At 59.2% G+C, this 14411-nt stretch carries 12 protein-coding genes; 7 read left to right on the top strand and 5 right to left on the bottom strand.

The genetic code is table 11. The features are described from left to right. Positions 1–154 precede the first annotated feature (154 nt). The 5 genes from ABVT35_RS02615 to ABVT35_RS02635 all read left to right on the top strand — a co-directional run bounded on the left by ABVT35_RS02615 (position 155) and on the right by ABVT35_RS02635 (position 7081). Positions 155–3031 (top strand): molybdopterin oxidoreductase family protein, encoded by a 2877-nt coding sequence (locus ABVT35_RS02615; RefSeq protein WP_368464720.1) that lies wholly within the window; start codon positions 155–157, stop codon positions 3029–3031. After that, on the top strand, positions 3031–3774 hold the full coding sequence (locus ABVT35_RS02620; RefSeq protein WP_368464721.1) for a 4Fe-4S dicluster domain-containing protein: 744 nt from the start codon (positions 3031–3033) through the stop codon (positions 3772–3774). Before ABVT35_RS02615 ends, ABVT35_RS02620 begins: the two co-directional genes overlap by 1 nt. A gap of 7 nt (positions 3775–3781) precedes the next feature. Continuing rightward, positions 3782–4711, top strand: coding sequence for a dimethyl sulfoxide reductase anchor subunit family protein (locus tag ABVT35_RS02625; RefSeq protein WP_368464722.1), 930 nt, complete (start codon positions 3782–3784; stop codon positions 4709–4711). A gap of 36 nt (positions 4712–4747) precedes the next feature. Beyond that, on the top strand, positions 4748–5635 hold the full coding sequence (locus ABVT35_RS02630; protein ID WP_368464723.1) for a DMT family transporter: 888 nt from the start codon (positions 4748–4750) through the stop codon (positions 5633–5635). 240 nt (positions 5636–5875) lie between these two features. Beyond that, positions 5876–7081, top strand: coding sequence for an ABC transporter substrate-binding protein (locus tag ABVT35_RS02635; protein ID WP_368464724.1), 1206 nt, complete (start codon positions 5876–5878; stop codon positions 7079–7081). A 74-nt stretch (positions 7082–7155) separates the two neighbouring features. Here the strand turns inward: ABVT35_RS02635 and ABVT35_RS02640 are convergent, their stop codons facing one another. Beyond that, positions 7156–7944 carry an IclR family transcriptional regulator gene (locus tag ABVT35_RS02640; protein ID WP_368464725.1) on the bottom strand — a complete coding sequence of 263 codons (789 nt, stop codon included), beginning with the start codon at positions 7942–7944 and terminating at the stop codon, positions 7156–7158. A gap of 144 nt (positions 7945–8088) precedes the next feature. Between ABVT35_RS02640 and ABVT35_RS02645 the strand changes: the two genes are divergently transcribed. Next, positions 8089–9381, top strand: coding sequence for an aspartate aminotransferase family protein (locus ABVT35_RS02645; protein WP_368464726.1), 1293 nt, complete (start codon positions 8089–8091; stop codon positions 9379–9381). Beyond that, positions 9378–10331, top strand: coding sequence for a phosphotransferase enzyme family protein (locus tag ABVT35_RS02650; RefSeq protein WP_368464727.1), 954 nt, complete (start codon positions 9378–9380; stop codon positions 10329–10331). Before ABVT35_RS02645 ends, ABVT35_RS02650 begins: the two co-directional genes overlap by 4 nt. 23 nt (positions 10332–10354) lie before the next feature. Here the strand turns inward: ABVT35_RS02650 and ABVT35_RS02655 are convergent, their stop codons facing one another. From ABVT35_RS02655 to ABVT35_RS02670, 4 genes are read right to left on the bottom strand one after another with little or no spacing between them, the layout of a single operon-like run. Then, positions 10355–11632 (bottom strand): branched-chain amino acid ABC transporter permease, encoded by a 1278-nt coding sequence (locus tag ABVT35_RS02655; RefSeq protein WP_368464728.1) that lies wholly within the window; start codon positions 11630–11632, stop codon positions 10355–10357. Next, positions 11632–12624 carry a branched-chain amino acid ABC transporter permease gene (locus ABVT35_RS02660; RefSeq protein WP_368464729.1) on the bottom strand — a complete coding sequence of 331 codons (993 nt, stop codon included), beginning with the start codon at positions 12622–12624 and terminating at the stop codon, positions 11632–11634. Before ABVT35_RS02660 ends, ABVT35_RS02655 begins: the two co-directional genes overlap by 1 nt. Positions 12625–12637: 13 nt before the next feature. Next, positions 12638–13342, bottom strand: a complete 705-nt coding sequence (locus ABVT35_RS02665; protein ID WP_368464730.1) for an ABC transporter ATP-binding protein — start codon at positions 13340–13342, stop codon at positions 12638–12640. Then, a complete protein-coding gene (locus ABVT35_RS02670) occupies positions 13339–14151 on the bottom strand; it encodes an ABC transporter ATP-binding protein (protein ID WP_368466258.1) in 813 nt (270 codons plus the stop codon). The genes ABVT35_RS02665 and ABVT35_RS02670 overlap by 4 nt, the downstream gene beginning before the upstream one ends. Positions 14152–14411 lie beyond the last annotated feature (260 nt).

Raw genomic sequence — 14411 nt, forward strand, 5'->3', positions numbered from 1 at the left:
CCCTGTCTTTTCCTGTGCTGGCCCTCCCGGCCAGGATGCGGGTTTTCTATAGATTGGTTTCCGTTGTCTGTGGCAGCCACTGGAAGTCATAAAAGATATAATATAGAAGACTCGCAAAACAGTGCGGTCTGCATAATCACAAGGGAGTTCATCAATGGGCGGAGATAGGCACAATGTGGAGCTATCACCCCATGTTTCCGATGAAATCCGCAAAACCACCTGCTACATGTGCGCCTGCCGCTGCGGCATCAACGTCCATCTGCGCACCGGCGAAGATGGCCAGCCGAAGGTCCGTTACATAGAGGGCAATCGCGATCACCCGATCAACAAGGGCGTTTTGTGCGCAAAGGGTTCGGCCGGTATCATGCAGCACTATTCACCGGCGCGGCTGAAGAAGCCCCTGCTGAGGACCGGTGAGCGCGGCAAGGGCGAGTTCAAGGAAATCGAGTGGGACGAGGCGCTGTCGATCGCCGCCGAATGGCTGGGCGAAGTGCGCGAGCGCGACCCCAGGAAGCTTGCCTTCTTTACCGGCCGCGATCAAAGCCAGTCCCTGACCGGCTGGTGGGCACAGCAATACGGCACGCCGAATTTCGCCGCCCATGGCGGCTTTTGCTCAGTCAACATGGCGGCCGGCGGCATTTACACGTTCGGAGGGGCTTTCTGGGAATTCGGTTCGCCCGACTGGGACAAGACCGAACTGTTCATGATTTTCGGCGTTGCGGAGGATCATGATTCCAATCCGATCAAGATCGGTCTCGGCAAGTTGAAGGCGCGCGGCGTCAAGGTTGTCGGCGTCAATCCGGTGCGCACCGGCTACAACGCCATAGCCGACGAATGGGTCGGCATTACACCCGGAACGGATGGCTTGTTCATTCTTTCACTGGTGCACGAGCTGTTACGCACTGGCAGGGTCGATCTCGACTACCTGCTGCGCTACACAAATGCACCCTGGCTGGTGGTCGAGAACGAAGGCGGTGCGGACCACGGCCTTTTCGCGCGAGATGAATCCGGCGAGCCGCTTGTGTTCGACAGAGAGGCACAGGAATGCGTTTCCTCGAAATCAACCGGTGTTAAGCCGGCATTGAAAGGCCAGGTGACCTTGCCTGACGGGCGCATGGCACGGCCGGCTTTCGAATTGCTGGCGCAAAAATATCTGAGCGACGCATATGCGCCTGAAACCGTGGCTGAAACGACAGGCGTTTCACCATCTCAGATCCGGCGTCTGGCCGCGGAAATAGCTGAAGCCGCCTTCGAAAAGGAGATCACTGTCGATCAGCCCTGGACGGATATGAAGGGCGAACGGCATGACAAAATGGTCGGGCGACCCGTCTCCTTCCACGCCATGCGCGGTATTTCTGCCCATTCCAACGGCTTTCAGACCTGCCGCGCCCTGCATCTTTTGCAGATCCTGGTCGGCTCCATCGACTGCCCCGGCGGTTTCCGCTTCAAGCCGCCCTATCCGCGGCCCATCGATGGCCAGCCCCGGCCGCATGGCGGCTGCAAGCCGGGCGAACCGCTTCCGGGACCGCATCTCGGTTTTTTGCGCGGCCCCGAAGAACTGCTCCTGGAAGAGGACGGTGTGACCCCGCAGCGCATCGACAAGGCATTCAGTTGGGATGCGCCCATGTCCTCGCACGGCCTCATGCACATGGTCATCTCAAATGCCCATGCCGGCGATCCGTACCCCGTCGACGTCCTTTTCATGTACATGGCCAACATGTCGTGGAACTCGTCGATGAATTCCGGTGGTGTCATGAAGATGCTCGAGGACAAGGACGAAAACGGCGAATACAAGATCCCGAAGATCATCTATTCGGATGCCTACAATTCCGAAATGGTCGCCTATGCCGATCTGGTGTTGCCCGACACCACCTATCTGGAGCGGCACGATTGTATTTCATTGCTGGACCGGCCGATTTCCGAGCCGGAAGCGCTGGCCGATTCCATCCGCTGGCCGGTAGTCGACCCTGCCACGCAGGGCGAAGGCCGCGACGTGCGTGGCTTCCAGTCGGTGCTTCTGGACCTTGGCGCACGTTTGCGCCTGCCGGGCATGACCGACGAAGACGGAAATGCGCTTTACGCCGACTATGCCGATTACATGATCAATCATCAGCGCCGGCCGGGTGTCGGCCCGCTCGCTGGCTGGCGTGGCAAGAATGGCGGCTCCAGCGGGCGCGGCGATCCGAACCCGGACCAGATCAACCGCTATATTGAGAACGGCGGTTTTTTCGAGGCGCATGTGCCGGCGGAGGCGCAATATTTCAAACACGCCAACAGGGCCTGGACGGACTGGGCCATTGAAATGGGGCTTCAGGACGGACCGGTCGAAAACACCTTTCAGCTTTATCTGGAGCCGCTGCGCAAGTTCCAGCTTGCCGCCGAAGGGCATGGCGAACGCCAGCCGCCCGAGACCCACCGCCAGCGCATCAGTGCGACGTTCGACCCGCTTCCCATCTGGTACGCGCCATTCGAGGGCGAGGGGATAGACGAGGGGCAATATCCCTACCATGCGTTGAGCCAGCGGCCGGCGGCTATGTATCATTCCTGGGGCTCGCAAAATGCCTGGCTGCGGCAGATACACGGTGCCAATCCGCTCTACGTGCCGGGACCGATCTGCGACGAGGCCGGGCTCGAAGATGGCGACTGGGCCTGGGTCACCTCGCATCATGGAAAAATCAAGGTGCCTGTGCGCCGCATGGAAGCCGTCAACGGCAAGACCATGTGGACGTGGAACGCCATCGGCAAGCGTTCCGGTGCCTGGACGCTGGACGAAAATGCGCCGGAGGCGAAGAAGGGCTTCCTGTTGAACCATCTCATCCACGAATTGCTGCCGCCCAAGGCAGATGGCCTGCGCTGGTCGAATTCCGATCCGATCACCGGGCAGGCGGCCTGGTTCGATCTGCGGGTCCGTATCGAAAAAGCGCCTCCCGAGGTTCACCCGGTCTCGCTGCCGCAATTCGAGCCGCTAAAGGATACGCTGACAAAACCCGCCGATCACATTGCTTACGGCCATGAGTGGGAGGCAAAATAGTGACCAGCCTGCCGCAATCAACGGAAAAGGCACTTGGCCTTGTCATCGATCTCGATACCTGCGTCGGCTGCCATGCCTGCGTCGTCAACTGCAAGGAATGGAACACGGGCGGTTATGGTGCGCCGCTTGCCGATCTCGACCCTTACGGTGCGGAACCGGTCGGATCGTTCCTCAACCGCATTCACACATTCGAGGTCAGCCCCGAAGATGCGCCGGCTTCAATCGTGCATTTCCCGAAATCCTGCCTGCACTGCGCCGATGCGCCCTGCGTCACGGTCTGCCCGACAGGCGCCAGCTACAAGCGCTCCGAGGATGGCATTGTGCTGGTCGACGAATCCATGTGCATCGGCTGCGGGCTTTGCGCCTGGTCGTGTCCTTACGGTGCACGCGAGATGGATCCGGTCGAAAACGTCATGAAGAAGTGTACGCTGTGCGTCGACCGCATCTACAACGACAACATCCCGGAGGAAGACCGGCAACCGGCCTGTGTGCGCACCTGCCCGGCGGGCGCCCGCCACTTCGGAGATTTTTCCGACCCTCGATCGAATGTCTCGAAACTCGTCGCCGAACGCGGCGGCATGGATCTGATGCCGGAAATGGGCACGGCGCCGGTCAACAAATACCTGCCGCCCCGCCCCAAGACCAAACCCGAATGCGGATCTTCTGCTGTTGCTGCATCCGTTGCCGAAAAGCCCGGAGGCTTCCTCGGCTGGCTGGATCAGGCGCTGGAAAAACTGGGATAGGACGGACATGCATCCTGCGATATCAGTCATTTTCTTTACCGTCATGTCCGGTGCCGGCTTCGGGCTCATCGCCATGATCGGCGTTGGCATGCCGCTTCCAAGCGGATTGGCCGCCGCCTTTTTCATTCCGGCGCTTGCCGGTTTGCTTGCGGTTGCCGGTCTCGTCTCCTCCACGTTCCATCTAGGACATCCGGAGCGTGCCTGGCGCGCCTTTTCGCAATGGCGTTCGTCCTGGCTGTCGCGGGAGGGCGTGATGGCTGTCATCACGCTGATCCTCTTCGGCATTTACACGCTTGCGTGGCTGGTCAGCGGGGAGCGTATCCTTTGGCTCGGTGTAATTGCCGCCATAGGGGCGGTTTTGACTGTTTACACCACGGCTATGATCTACGCGCAGCTCAAAACCGTGCCCCACTGGCACACCGGCCTGACACCGCTTTGCTATCTGGTCTTCTCGCTGACCTGCGGTTTGGTGCTGGCGATCGGCCTAAACGGCTTCGCATCGGGCAGTTCAGGTTCTGCGGGCCTCGCTCTTTTTGCAATTCTGATTGCCTGGGGCTGCAAATACGCCTGGTGGAAACGGGCCGAAACGACGAGCCTCGCCGCAACCGGTTCAACCATGGAATCGGCCACGGGTCTTGGGCCCATCGGCAAGGTGAAGCTGCTCGAGCGGCCGCATACGGGCGAAAATTACCTGACCCGCGAAATGGTCCATGTCGTCGGCCGCAAGCATGCCGCCAAGCTCAGGACCATCGCGCTGGCGCTCGGCGCGGGATTGCCGCTGCTGATTGCGCTTGGCGTGTGGGTGTTCGCGGCTTCAACATTGTGGCTCGTCCTCGCCTTCGTCGCGCTGATGGCGGGCCTTTTTGTCGAACGCTGGCTGTTTTTTGCCGAGGCCGAGCATGCGGTTTCGCTTTACTATGGCGGGCGGCAGGCTTAGGGTCCGGCTTCCTTCCACCTTCGGACCCTCCCATTCATGCTTCTAGACCGCCTCGCGCCTGCGCTTTTTGTCCTGCTCTGGTCGACCGGCTGGATTGTGGCGCGCTATGCGGCTCCGCATACCGAGCCGCTGGTTTTTCTGACGGTGCGATACGCCATGGCGGCCATTGCTCTTCTGGCGATCTGTCTTGCGGTGCGCGCCGTCTGGCCGAAGACACGGGTGGAGTGGTGGCATGCGGTCTTCTCCGGCGTGCTGCTGCATGGAATATATCTCGGCGGCGTATGGTGGGCGATTGATGTTGGCGTGCCGACGGCGATTTCCGGACTGATTGCGGCCCTGCAGCCGCTGATGACTGCCATGGCCGCGCCCTTTGTCGTTGGGGAGCGTCTGTCGCGTATCCAGTGGGCCGGTATCATTTGCGGCCTGACGGGCTTACTCATAGCTATTGTTCCCCGGCTGATTTCTCTCCATTGGTTCGAAGTTGGCGCGGCAGCATTTCCGTTGCTGGTGAATGCGGTTGCGATGGTGGCAGTAACAGCCGGTTCCATTTACCAGAAGCGCTATCTTCAATCCGGCGATCTGCGTTCCACAGCCATGCTGCAATATATTGGTGCACTGGCCTTCACGCTTCCGCTGGCGTGGCTGATTGAGGACATGCACATAACGTGGAATTTCGAAATCGCCGTGGCGCTGTTGTGGTCCGTTTTCGGCCTGTCGCTCGGTGCCATTGTGCTGTTCCTGTATCTGATCAGGCGTGGTCAGGTTTCGCGCGCCGCATCGTTGATCTATCTGGTTCCGCCGGCCGTCGCGATCGAAGCATTCCTGCTTTTTGGAGAAGGGCTTACCGTTCCGATGATCATCGGAACGATTGTCGTGGTCGTCGGCGTTTATCTGACAAACCGGTCGCAGCCGGCCAACGCATAGCATGATTTGCCTAGCCGGCTGATAATCAGGAAATACCGCATGTGGCGCATCAACTGACGGCGCGGATAATTTGCCGGGGCAGGACTTCTTTCAGGTTGTATACCAAAATTGAATTTTCGGCTTTCCAGTCACAATTGTTTCGCTATGATTGCCCTCAACTTTCCGTGATTTAGCGGAAAGGACCGTTTATACGGAAGAAGGGCTGGAGGAACTGGCCCAAAATTATGGGAGTAATTCTAAATGTTGCCAAAACTTAAAATGGCGCTTGCAGCAAGTGTTGCCCTGGCGGGTCTGTCGGGTGCGGCAATGGCTGCCGATGTCAAGTTTGGTTTTCTTGGGGGCGTGACGGGACCGATCGAAAGTCTGACGCCGCCGATCATCGACGGCGCAAACCTGGCATTGACCCACGTCAATGAGCAGGGTGGCCTGCTTGACGGCAAGACAATCGAGCTTGTCGTTGGTGATACGACCTGCGCCGATGCGACCAAGGCCGCTGACGCAGCCGACCGTATCGTCAATGTCGACAAGGTCGCGGCCATCGTCGGAGCGCTTTGCTCCGGTGCGACGATTTCGTCGGCCAACAATGCCGGTATTCCCGGTGGCGTTGCGATGATCTCGCCGGCATCCACATCGCCGGCCCTGACGACGCTTGACGACAAGGGTCTGGTGTTCCGCACGGCAACCTCCGATGCCTATCAGGGCGGTGTGCTTGCACGCGTCGTGAAGGCAGCTGGCAAGGACAACGTCGCCGTTTCCTACGTCAACAACGACTACGGCAAGGGCTTTGCCGACGCTTTCGCAGCCGCCTTCAAGGCTGCAGGCGGAACGGTTGCTGCTTCAGAAGCGCATGAGGACGGCAAGGCCGACTACCGCGCTGAAGTCGGCTCGCTCGCATCATCCGGTGCGGAAGCACTGGTTATCCTCGCTTATGGCGACGGCTCCGGTCAGACGATTCTTCGCCAGGCGCTCGAAGGCGGCGACTTTGACGTCTTCTACGGTGGTGATGGCATGGTGTCTCAGGCCATGGCCGACAACGTTCCTGCCGCCAACGGCAAAATCATCATGACACGTCCGGCAACGCCGGATCTGCCTGGTGCGGATGCCTTCGGCGTTGCCGCTTCCGCTGCTGGCGTTGACGGCAACGGCACATTTGTCGCCAACAGCTACGATGCCGCGTTCATCCTTGCTCTGGCCGCGGAAAAGGCCGGTAGCGCCGATCGCGCAGCCATCGCAGGCGCCATCAGCGACGTTGCCAATGAGCCTGGTGAAACCATTCTTCCGACGGAATGGAAAAAGGCCAAGGAACTGATCGCTGCCGGAAAGGACATCAACTATCAGGGTGCCGCCGGTCCGCAGTCGTTTGATGAAAACGGCGACGTACCGGGTGTCTATGAGACGATTGCCATCGAAGACGGCAAGATCACAAGCACGGGCATGGCTGAATAAACCTGCCTCAATTGCTGAAAAAGATAAGGCCCGGAGTGATCCGGGCCTTTTTTGTTGGCGGGTTCGGGCTATAGCTAAAATCCTCCGCTTGCCCAAGCCTCCTTAAGGCGTTCGGGAATGGAGCCGCCGCGGGTTTCGGTGATGGCGCACCCTGCCGCCACCAGCTCCCGCTTGATAAGCGCCAGAAGGTCGGACGATATCCGCGAAGTCGGACAGGCGATTGCTGCGGTTCCGATGGGCGCCTGGTGCTCGTTGAAGAACGGCACGGCAATCCCGTACACCTCTTCCTCGTAACCCTGATCGGATATGCCGAACCCGGTTTCGGCCGCTCTTTCCACCGCATGGCGCAGCGTTTCGCCATCCGCGTGGGTAAAGGCGGTATACCGTGTCAGTGAACTTCTTATTGCCCGCTCCAGCATCGTTTTGTCCGAAAATGCCAGGACACACAGACCGGACGCGGTGGCGTGGAGGGGGATGATCTGGGATTCGCTGAAAGAAACACGCGCCGCGTGTTTCGGGCTTTCCCTTTTGGCAAGCGTCGAAAGCGACATTCCCTGCAGCAGGGACACATGCGCCGTTTCTCCCGTCGCCTCGGAGAGCCGATCTGTTATGATCTGAATGGATTCGCGCATCGGAAAGACGCTTTCGCGTACATTCGCAAGCCTCAGAACCGCCGGCCCGAGGCGGTAATTGCGCGACAGCCGGTCCTGTTCGAGCAGTCCGAACTCCACCAGTTCGCTAAGATATCGATAGGTCGTTGCCTTGTCGCGGCCCGATAGCTTCTTGAAATCGGCCAGGCCGATCTCCGAGCGTGCCTCCGAAAAGTAGTTCAGCAAACTCAAGGCATTGCTTATTGTCCCCACGGGTTCCTGCTCCGGTTTCAAACATCACAGTCATGAAAACGATCTCGGTCTTGAGACGCATTTCCTTGACATGTCGATCCTATGGGATCATTTTAATATTTACAACAGCGTTTTAATAATTAAACCGATCGGATCGTGAAACGAATGTCAGTAGCAAGCCTGTTGCAAAGACGCGCCCGGCTCATGGGTCCCAATGTTTCCACCTTCTACGACGAACCGGTGCACCTGGTGAAGGGGGAGGGGGTCTGGGTCTGGGATGCCGATGGCAGAAAATATCTTGATTGCTATAACAATGTGCCTCATGTGGGCCACTGTCACCCGTTCGTGGTGGATGCAATCTGCAGGCAGGCCGCAACACTGAACACGCACACGCGCTACCTGCATGAAGGGATTCTCGACTATATCGAACGGTTGACGGCGACCTTCGCCGACCCCTTGTCGACCGCGATCCTGACCTGCACCGGATCGGAAGCCAACGACATTGCGCTGCGCATGGGTGAGGCGGTGACAGGCAGACGCGGTGTCATCGCCACCGATCACACTTACCATGGCAACACCACCGCCGTATCACAGCTCAGCCGCACCAACCCGCCCACCGGCGGTTATGGCAGCTATGTCCGCCACGTGCCGGCGCCCGACAGCTACCGCCCCTTGGGAGGCGAAGCCGGCGCGGCACATGCAGAAGCCTTTGCGGCAAAAGTGGCCGAAGCGATTGCGGAACTGGAAAACACCGAACACGGTTTCTCGGCGCTCATCATCTGCCCGTATTTCGCCAATGAGGGTTTCCCTCACCTGCCGAAAGGCTGGCTTGATGCCACCACGAAAGTGGTTCGCGCCGCGGGCGGCATCATCATAGCCGACGAAGTACAGCCCGGTTTCGGTCGCATCGGTACGCATATGTGGGGCCACCAGCGCATCGGGCTCGCGCCCGATATCGTCACGCTCGGCAAGCCGATGGCCAACGGTCATCCTGTTGGCGGTGTCGTCACATCACCGGATATCATGGCAGCTTTTCGCAAGTCATTCCGCTACTTCAACACATTCGGCGGCAATCCGGTTTCCTGCGCCGCAGCCAGTGCGGTGCTTGAAGTTCTTCAAAGCGAAGATTTGATGTTAAACGCCAGAACAGTTGGTGACTACGCCCGGCAGGGACTGGAGCGGCTCGCTGAAAGGCACGAAATCATCGGCGATGTACGCGGTTCGGGCCTCTTCTTCGGCGCCGAACTGGTGCTCGATAGAAACAGCAGAGAACCGGCCACCGACTATACCGGTCGGGTTGCCAATGAAATGCGCAGGCGCGGCATCCTGCTCAACAGGCTGGGCATACACTACAATACGCTGAAGATCCGTCCGCCGCTGCCGTTCACGCGCGGCAATGCCGATCTTCTTTTATCGACCTTGGACGAAGTCCTGAGCGAACTGCCGGTGGACGCATGAGCCGGGCTGTCGCCGAGCGCGCACTTTCCTTCTGGGGTCTGGAAGGCTGCGTTCCGGAACTCGTCGCTCAACGCGAAAACAGGGTCTACCGGGTCGCCGGCCCCGATAACGTCACATACGCGTTGCGCCTGCACCGGCCCGGCTACCGTTCGGATGCGGAGCTTTCCTCGGAACTCGCGTGGCTGGCGGCGTTGCACGAAGGTGGCCTGCCGGTGCCGCTCCCGGTGGCATTGACAAGCGGTGCTTTGCTCCATCGGTTAGACGGTATGCCGGTCAGCCTCCTGTCGTGGCTTTCCGGAATCCCGATGGGCGAAAGCGGGCGGGGCTTGGATATTGCCGATCGGCCGGCAGCATTCAGGGCGGTTGGAAACGCCATGGCACATTTGCACAGGATCTCGGATGAATGGCAGCGGCCTGCCGGTTTCGAGCGCTGCAACTGGGACTTTGACGGTCTGCTCGGACGGGAACCGTTATGGGGTCGGTTCTGGGAAAATCCGCAGCTGTCAGCACCTCAGCGCGATCTGGTCGTTGCCGCCCGTGACAAGGCACGCGGCCATTTAAAGAGTGTTGAGCAAAAACTGGATTTTGGCCTGATCCACGCCGATCTGGTGCGCGAGAACGTTCTGTTTTGCGGCGACACGCCGCAACTGATCGATTTCGATGACGGCGGATTCGGCTTTCGCCTTTTCGATGTCGCAACGACATTGAACAAGAACCGGAAAGAGCCGGATTATCCGGCTCTGCAGGCCGCATTCGTTGAAGGCTACAGGCAAGTCCGGCCCCTGGATATGGCCGAACTTTCGTTCTTTATGGCACTGCGCGCATTCACCTATCTCGGCTGGATCATGACCCGCATGGATGAACCTGGCGCACCGGTCCGCTGCACACGCTTTATCGAAAACGCCGTGGAGCTGTCGCACGACTATCTGGCGCCGACGGAGGCCAGATAGTCTCAATCAACGCGTTGAGGCCGCTAATGTCTGGCCTGTCGTTCCGGCAGTACGCCCTGCGGTGCGAAACGCAGCACCAGTGTTATCGTCAACCCGATGACGAAAACCCGCATCTGCAGCGCCCGGCTGGCAAGGTCTGACGGCGGCTCCCATCCGGTCCACGCCTGTCCGTAGGTACCGATCAGACCGAATAGCCACAGGGCAAACGGTTCCGACATGACCCAGACAATATAAACGAACACGGCTCCGAAGATCGCGCCGCGATTGTTGCCCGATCCGCCGAGAATGACCATTACCCAGACGAGGAATGTATGGTTGAGGTCGATAAAGCCGGACGGATCGTATATCGAGGCGAAATGAATGAGAATGGCGCCCCCAAATCCCATCAGCACGCAGCCGAGCACGAAGATTTCGAGCCTGCGGCGGTTGACGTCCTTGCCCATCGAGGCAGCGGCGTTTTCATTGTCGCGTATCGCCCGCATCATGCGGCCCCAGGGCGCGTGATAGGCGCGTTGCAGAAGCAGATAGATAATAACAATAGCAATTGCGACGACCGTGAGATAGGACGCGCGCGCCATGATGAATTCGCCGTCGGCCGGCGTCTGCACCGGCCAGGGCAGGGGCGACACGGTCAGCGTTCCGCGCGTTAGCCAGTCGGCGTTCTTGAGGAAATGCTTGATGATCTGGGCAATGCCCAATGTTGCGATTGCCAGATAGTCAGAGCGCAGCCCCAGGCAGATCTTGCCGACGAACCAGGCAATCACACCGGCGATCACACCGGCGACCAGCCAGCCGACAATGACGGGAAGGCCGAGGCCGCCGATCCAGCCGCTGGCGGTTTCGATTTCCTGGGACATCTCGTCCATATGCTCGGACAGCACCAGATAGGAAAAGGCTATGGCAACGGCGATCAGCAGTGCCCGCAGTTTCGGGCCGATACCCCAGCGCGCCGATTTGTTGGCAGCCCAAAGAGCGATACCGCAGGCGACCAGCTTGACGATGAACATGCCGACAAGTGCAGGACCCGCAGAGTTCCAGAATTCCGGATTCTGCGGGAAGGATATCAGCATGGACGAGGCGGCGCCGGCGGCGATGAAGCCCATGACGCCGACATTGAAGAGTCCGGCATAGCCCCACTGGATCGTCAGGCCAAGCGCGATGATGGCGTAGCAGCCCGCCTCAACCATCATACGCAGCGAATAGACCGTGCCCTGGCTTAAAAAGACGATGAGGACAAGGACGCCGAGAGCTGCAAAGAGCAGGACATCGCGCATGATCGAATACTGGTTTTGCTCGCTCATTACAGGACCCTCCCTTTGAAGATGCCGGTGGGACGGTAGATCAGCACGATTATGAGAATTAGGAACGGTACCATGAGCTTGTATTCTGTCGGCACCAGCGCCAGGTTTCTCGGCACCTCGAACCAGAGCTGGTCCTTGATGGGTCTGAGCAGGATGGCCCAGTTGAAGACGGCAAGCGTTTCACAGAAACCAACGAGGAACCCGCCGGCGATGGCGCCATAGGGTTGCCCAATGCCGCCGACAATGGTCGCGGCAAAGATCGGCAGCAGGATGTTGAAGGAAAGATCGGGTTTGAGTGTTACGTCCATCGACAGCATCGTGCCCGCGGCGCAGGCAAGCGCGCCTCCGATAATCCATGTTGCCCACACTACGTGATTGGTGTTGATGCCGGTGATCCGCGCCAGTTCAGGATTGTCGGAAACGGCGCGCATCGCCTTGCCGAGGCGCGAGCGGGTCAAAAACCAGTGCAGCACGACAACGGCGACGATCGTGAAGACGATCAAAAGCGCTTGTGGTTCGGTGACGATCAGCGGCCGTGTTGCGCCCGGAAAGGGAATGCGGAAAATCTCCTTCGGCGCCTCTATGAACATGTCACGCGAGCGCACGCCCGCAAACAGCCGGATAACCCCCTGCAGCATCAGCGTCACGCCGACCGACGCCATGACGAGCACGACGGGCCGTGCACCGGCCTGCCGCAACGGCTTGTAGAAAACCTTGTCCAGGCCGATCGCCATAACGGCTGTAATCGCCATGGCCGGGAACATGGCGATGAAGGCCAGCGGAACCGGTAATGTGATGCCGAGCGCTGCCAGCGCTGCGGTCAGGATCAGCGTGACAAAGGCGCCGAGGGTCATCATGTCGCCATGGGCGAAATGGGCAAAGCGCAAAATGCCGAAAATCAGCGTAACGCCGATGGCACCAAGGGCGTAGATCGAACCGATGATAAGTCCGGATGTTATGCCCTTGTTGAGAAAAAATACGATTTCGTTCACGTGGCCTCTCCCGCTACCCGCCCAGAAAGCTTGCGGCGACTTCGGGGTTGTTCAAAAGGTTCTGTCCGGTATCGGTGTATGAGTTGCGCCCGCCAGCAAGCACAAAGCCCTTATGGGCAATGGCCAGCGCCTGCTTTGCGTTCTGTTCCACCATGGCAACGGTCACGCCGGTGCGGTTGATGGCGATGACCCTGTCGAATATCTGCGACATGAACATCGGCGAAAGGCCGGCGGTCGGCTCATCAAGCAGGATCAGTTTGGGTTCGATCATCAGCGCCCGGCCAAACGCCACCATTTGCCGCTGACCGCCCGAAAGCTCTCCTGCCGGCTGGTTGCGCTTGTCCTGGAGCGGCGGGAAGATGTCGTAGACATGATCCATCACCGAGGAAAAGTCGTCGCGCCGCACATAAGCGCCCATTTCAAGGTTTTCGTGTACCGTCAGGGTGGGGAACACGTTGTGCTCCTGCGGCACGAAGGCGATGCGGTGTTCTGCAAGCTGTTCCGAGCGTATGCCGGTAATGTCCGCGCCGTCGAAACTGATTGAGCCCTCGGTGATGTTGAGCATGCCGAAGATGGCTTTCAGCGTCGTCGACTTGCCGGCGCCGTTCGGGCCGACGATGACGCCGATCTCCCCGGCCTCAAGGCTCATATTGACGCCCTTGAGAATGCTCATCACGCCGTAGCCGGCATGCAGATCCTTGATATCCAAAAGGCTCATTGCTGGCCCTCCGGCGCCTGTCCGTGGTCGGTCTCGATTGTCGCCTCACCGGTGGGAGAGCCGCCGAAATAGGCCTCGATAACCGCTTCGTTCTTCTGGATTTCCTCAATGTGGCCTTGGGTCATGACCGAGCCGGCCGCCATGACGATAACCGGATCGCAAAGCCGTGCAATCATGTCCATGTCATGTTCGATGACAAAGAATGTGTAGCCCAGTTCACTGTTGAGCCGTTCGATGTTGGAGACCAGATCGTTAAGCAATGTGCGGTTCACGCCGGCGGCGATTTCGTCGAGAAGCACAACCTTGGCATCAACCATCATCGTGCGGCCGAGTTCCAGCAGTTTTTTCTGACCGCCGGAAAGATTGCCCGCCAGCTCGTTCTTGACGTGGGTGATTTTCAGGAACTCCATCACCTCTTCGGCCTTGCGGCGCACCTCCGCTTCCTCGCGAGAAACGCGTGCCGGCCGGAACCAGGCCGAGGCGAGGTTCTCGCCGCTTTGCCGGTCGGGCACCATCATGAGGTTTTCCGTCACGGTCATATGTGAAAATTCATGCGCAATCTGAAAGGTGCGTAGAAGGCCGCGGTTGAAGAGTTCATGGGCGGGCAGGCCGGTGACGTCCTCGCCGTCGAGAAGGATTTGGCCCGATGTTGGCACATAGGTGCCAGCTACCATGTTGAAGAGGGTTGTTTTTCCGGCTCCGTTCGGACCGATCAGTCCGGTTATGGAGCCCTTTTGGATGGACAGCGTACAATCGTCAACGGCATGAAAGCCGCCAAATCGTTTGGTCACACCCCGCACATCGATGATCGCGTTCATGCTTCCCCGTTATTGTTGTTCTTGATTGTTTACGGCCCGCACCGGTTCCTGTGAAAATGAGTGCGGCCCCTTGCAAACAATCGGGCTTTTAAGCCTCCCTTAACATTCGCTCAACAGCTTGGAAAGGCCCCCTCCGGTTTGCGGCAGAATCAGGCGTGGATATACTGCAAAACAGGCAACACAGCAGCCCGTCATGGCGGCCATAAGGCCCGATAGCCGGTGTCGGATGAAAGCGGTTCATCCGCCCGACA

The sequence above is a fragment of the Hoeflea sp. TYP-13 genome (assembly GCF_040932035.1).
GTDB lineage: Bacteria > Pseudomonadota > Alphaproteobacteria > Rhizobiales > Rhizobiaceae > Hoeflea_A.

What these genes read in the sequence shown, in the direction of transcription:
- ABVT35_RS02655 (WP_368464728.1), bottom strand. Translation starts at nt 11,632, where the DNA reads ATGAGCGAGCAAAACCAGTATTCGATCATGCGCGATGTCCTGCTCTTT.
- ABVT35_RS02625 (WP_368464722.1), top strand. Translation starts at nt 3,782, where the DNA reads ATGCATCCTGCGATATCAGTCATTTTCTTTACCGTCATGTCCGGTGCC.
- ABVT35_RS02645 (WP_368464726.1), top strand. Translation starts at nt 8,089, where the DNA reads ATGTCAGTAGCAAGCCTGTTGCAAAGACGCGCCCGGCTCATGGGTCCC.
- ABVT35_RS02650 (WP_368464727.1), top strand. Translation starts at nt 9,378, where the DNA reads ATGAGCCGGGCTGTCGCCGAGCGCGCACTTTCCTTCTGGGGTCTGGAA.
- ABVT35_RS02630 (WP_368464723.1), top strand. Translation starts at nt 4,748, where the DNA reads ATGCTTCTAGACCGCCTCGCGCCTGCGCTTTTTGTCCTGCTCTGGTCG.
- ABVT35_RS02665 (WP_368464730.1), bottom strand. Translation starts at nt 13,342, where the DNA reads ATGAGCCTTTTGGATATCAAGGATCTGCATGCCGGCTACGGCGTGATG.
- ABVT35_RS02615 (WP_368464720.1), top strand. Translation starts at nt 155, where the DNA reads ATGGGCGGAGATAGGCACAATGTGGAGCTATCACCCCATGTTTCCGAT.
- ABVT35_RS02635 (WP_368464724.1), top strand. Translation starts at nt 5,876, where the DNA reads ATGTTGCCAAAACTTAAAATGGCGCTTGCAGCAAGTGTTGCCCTGGCG.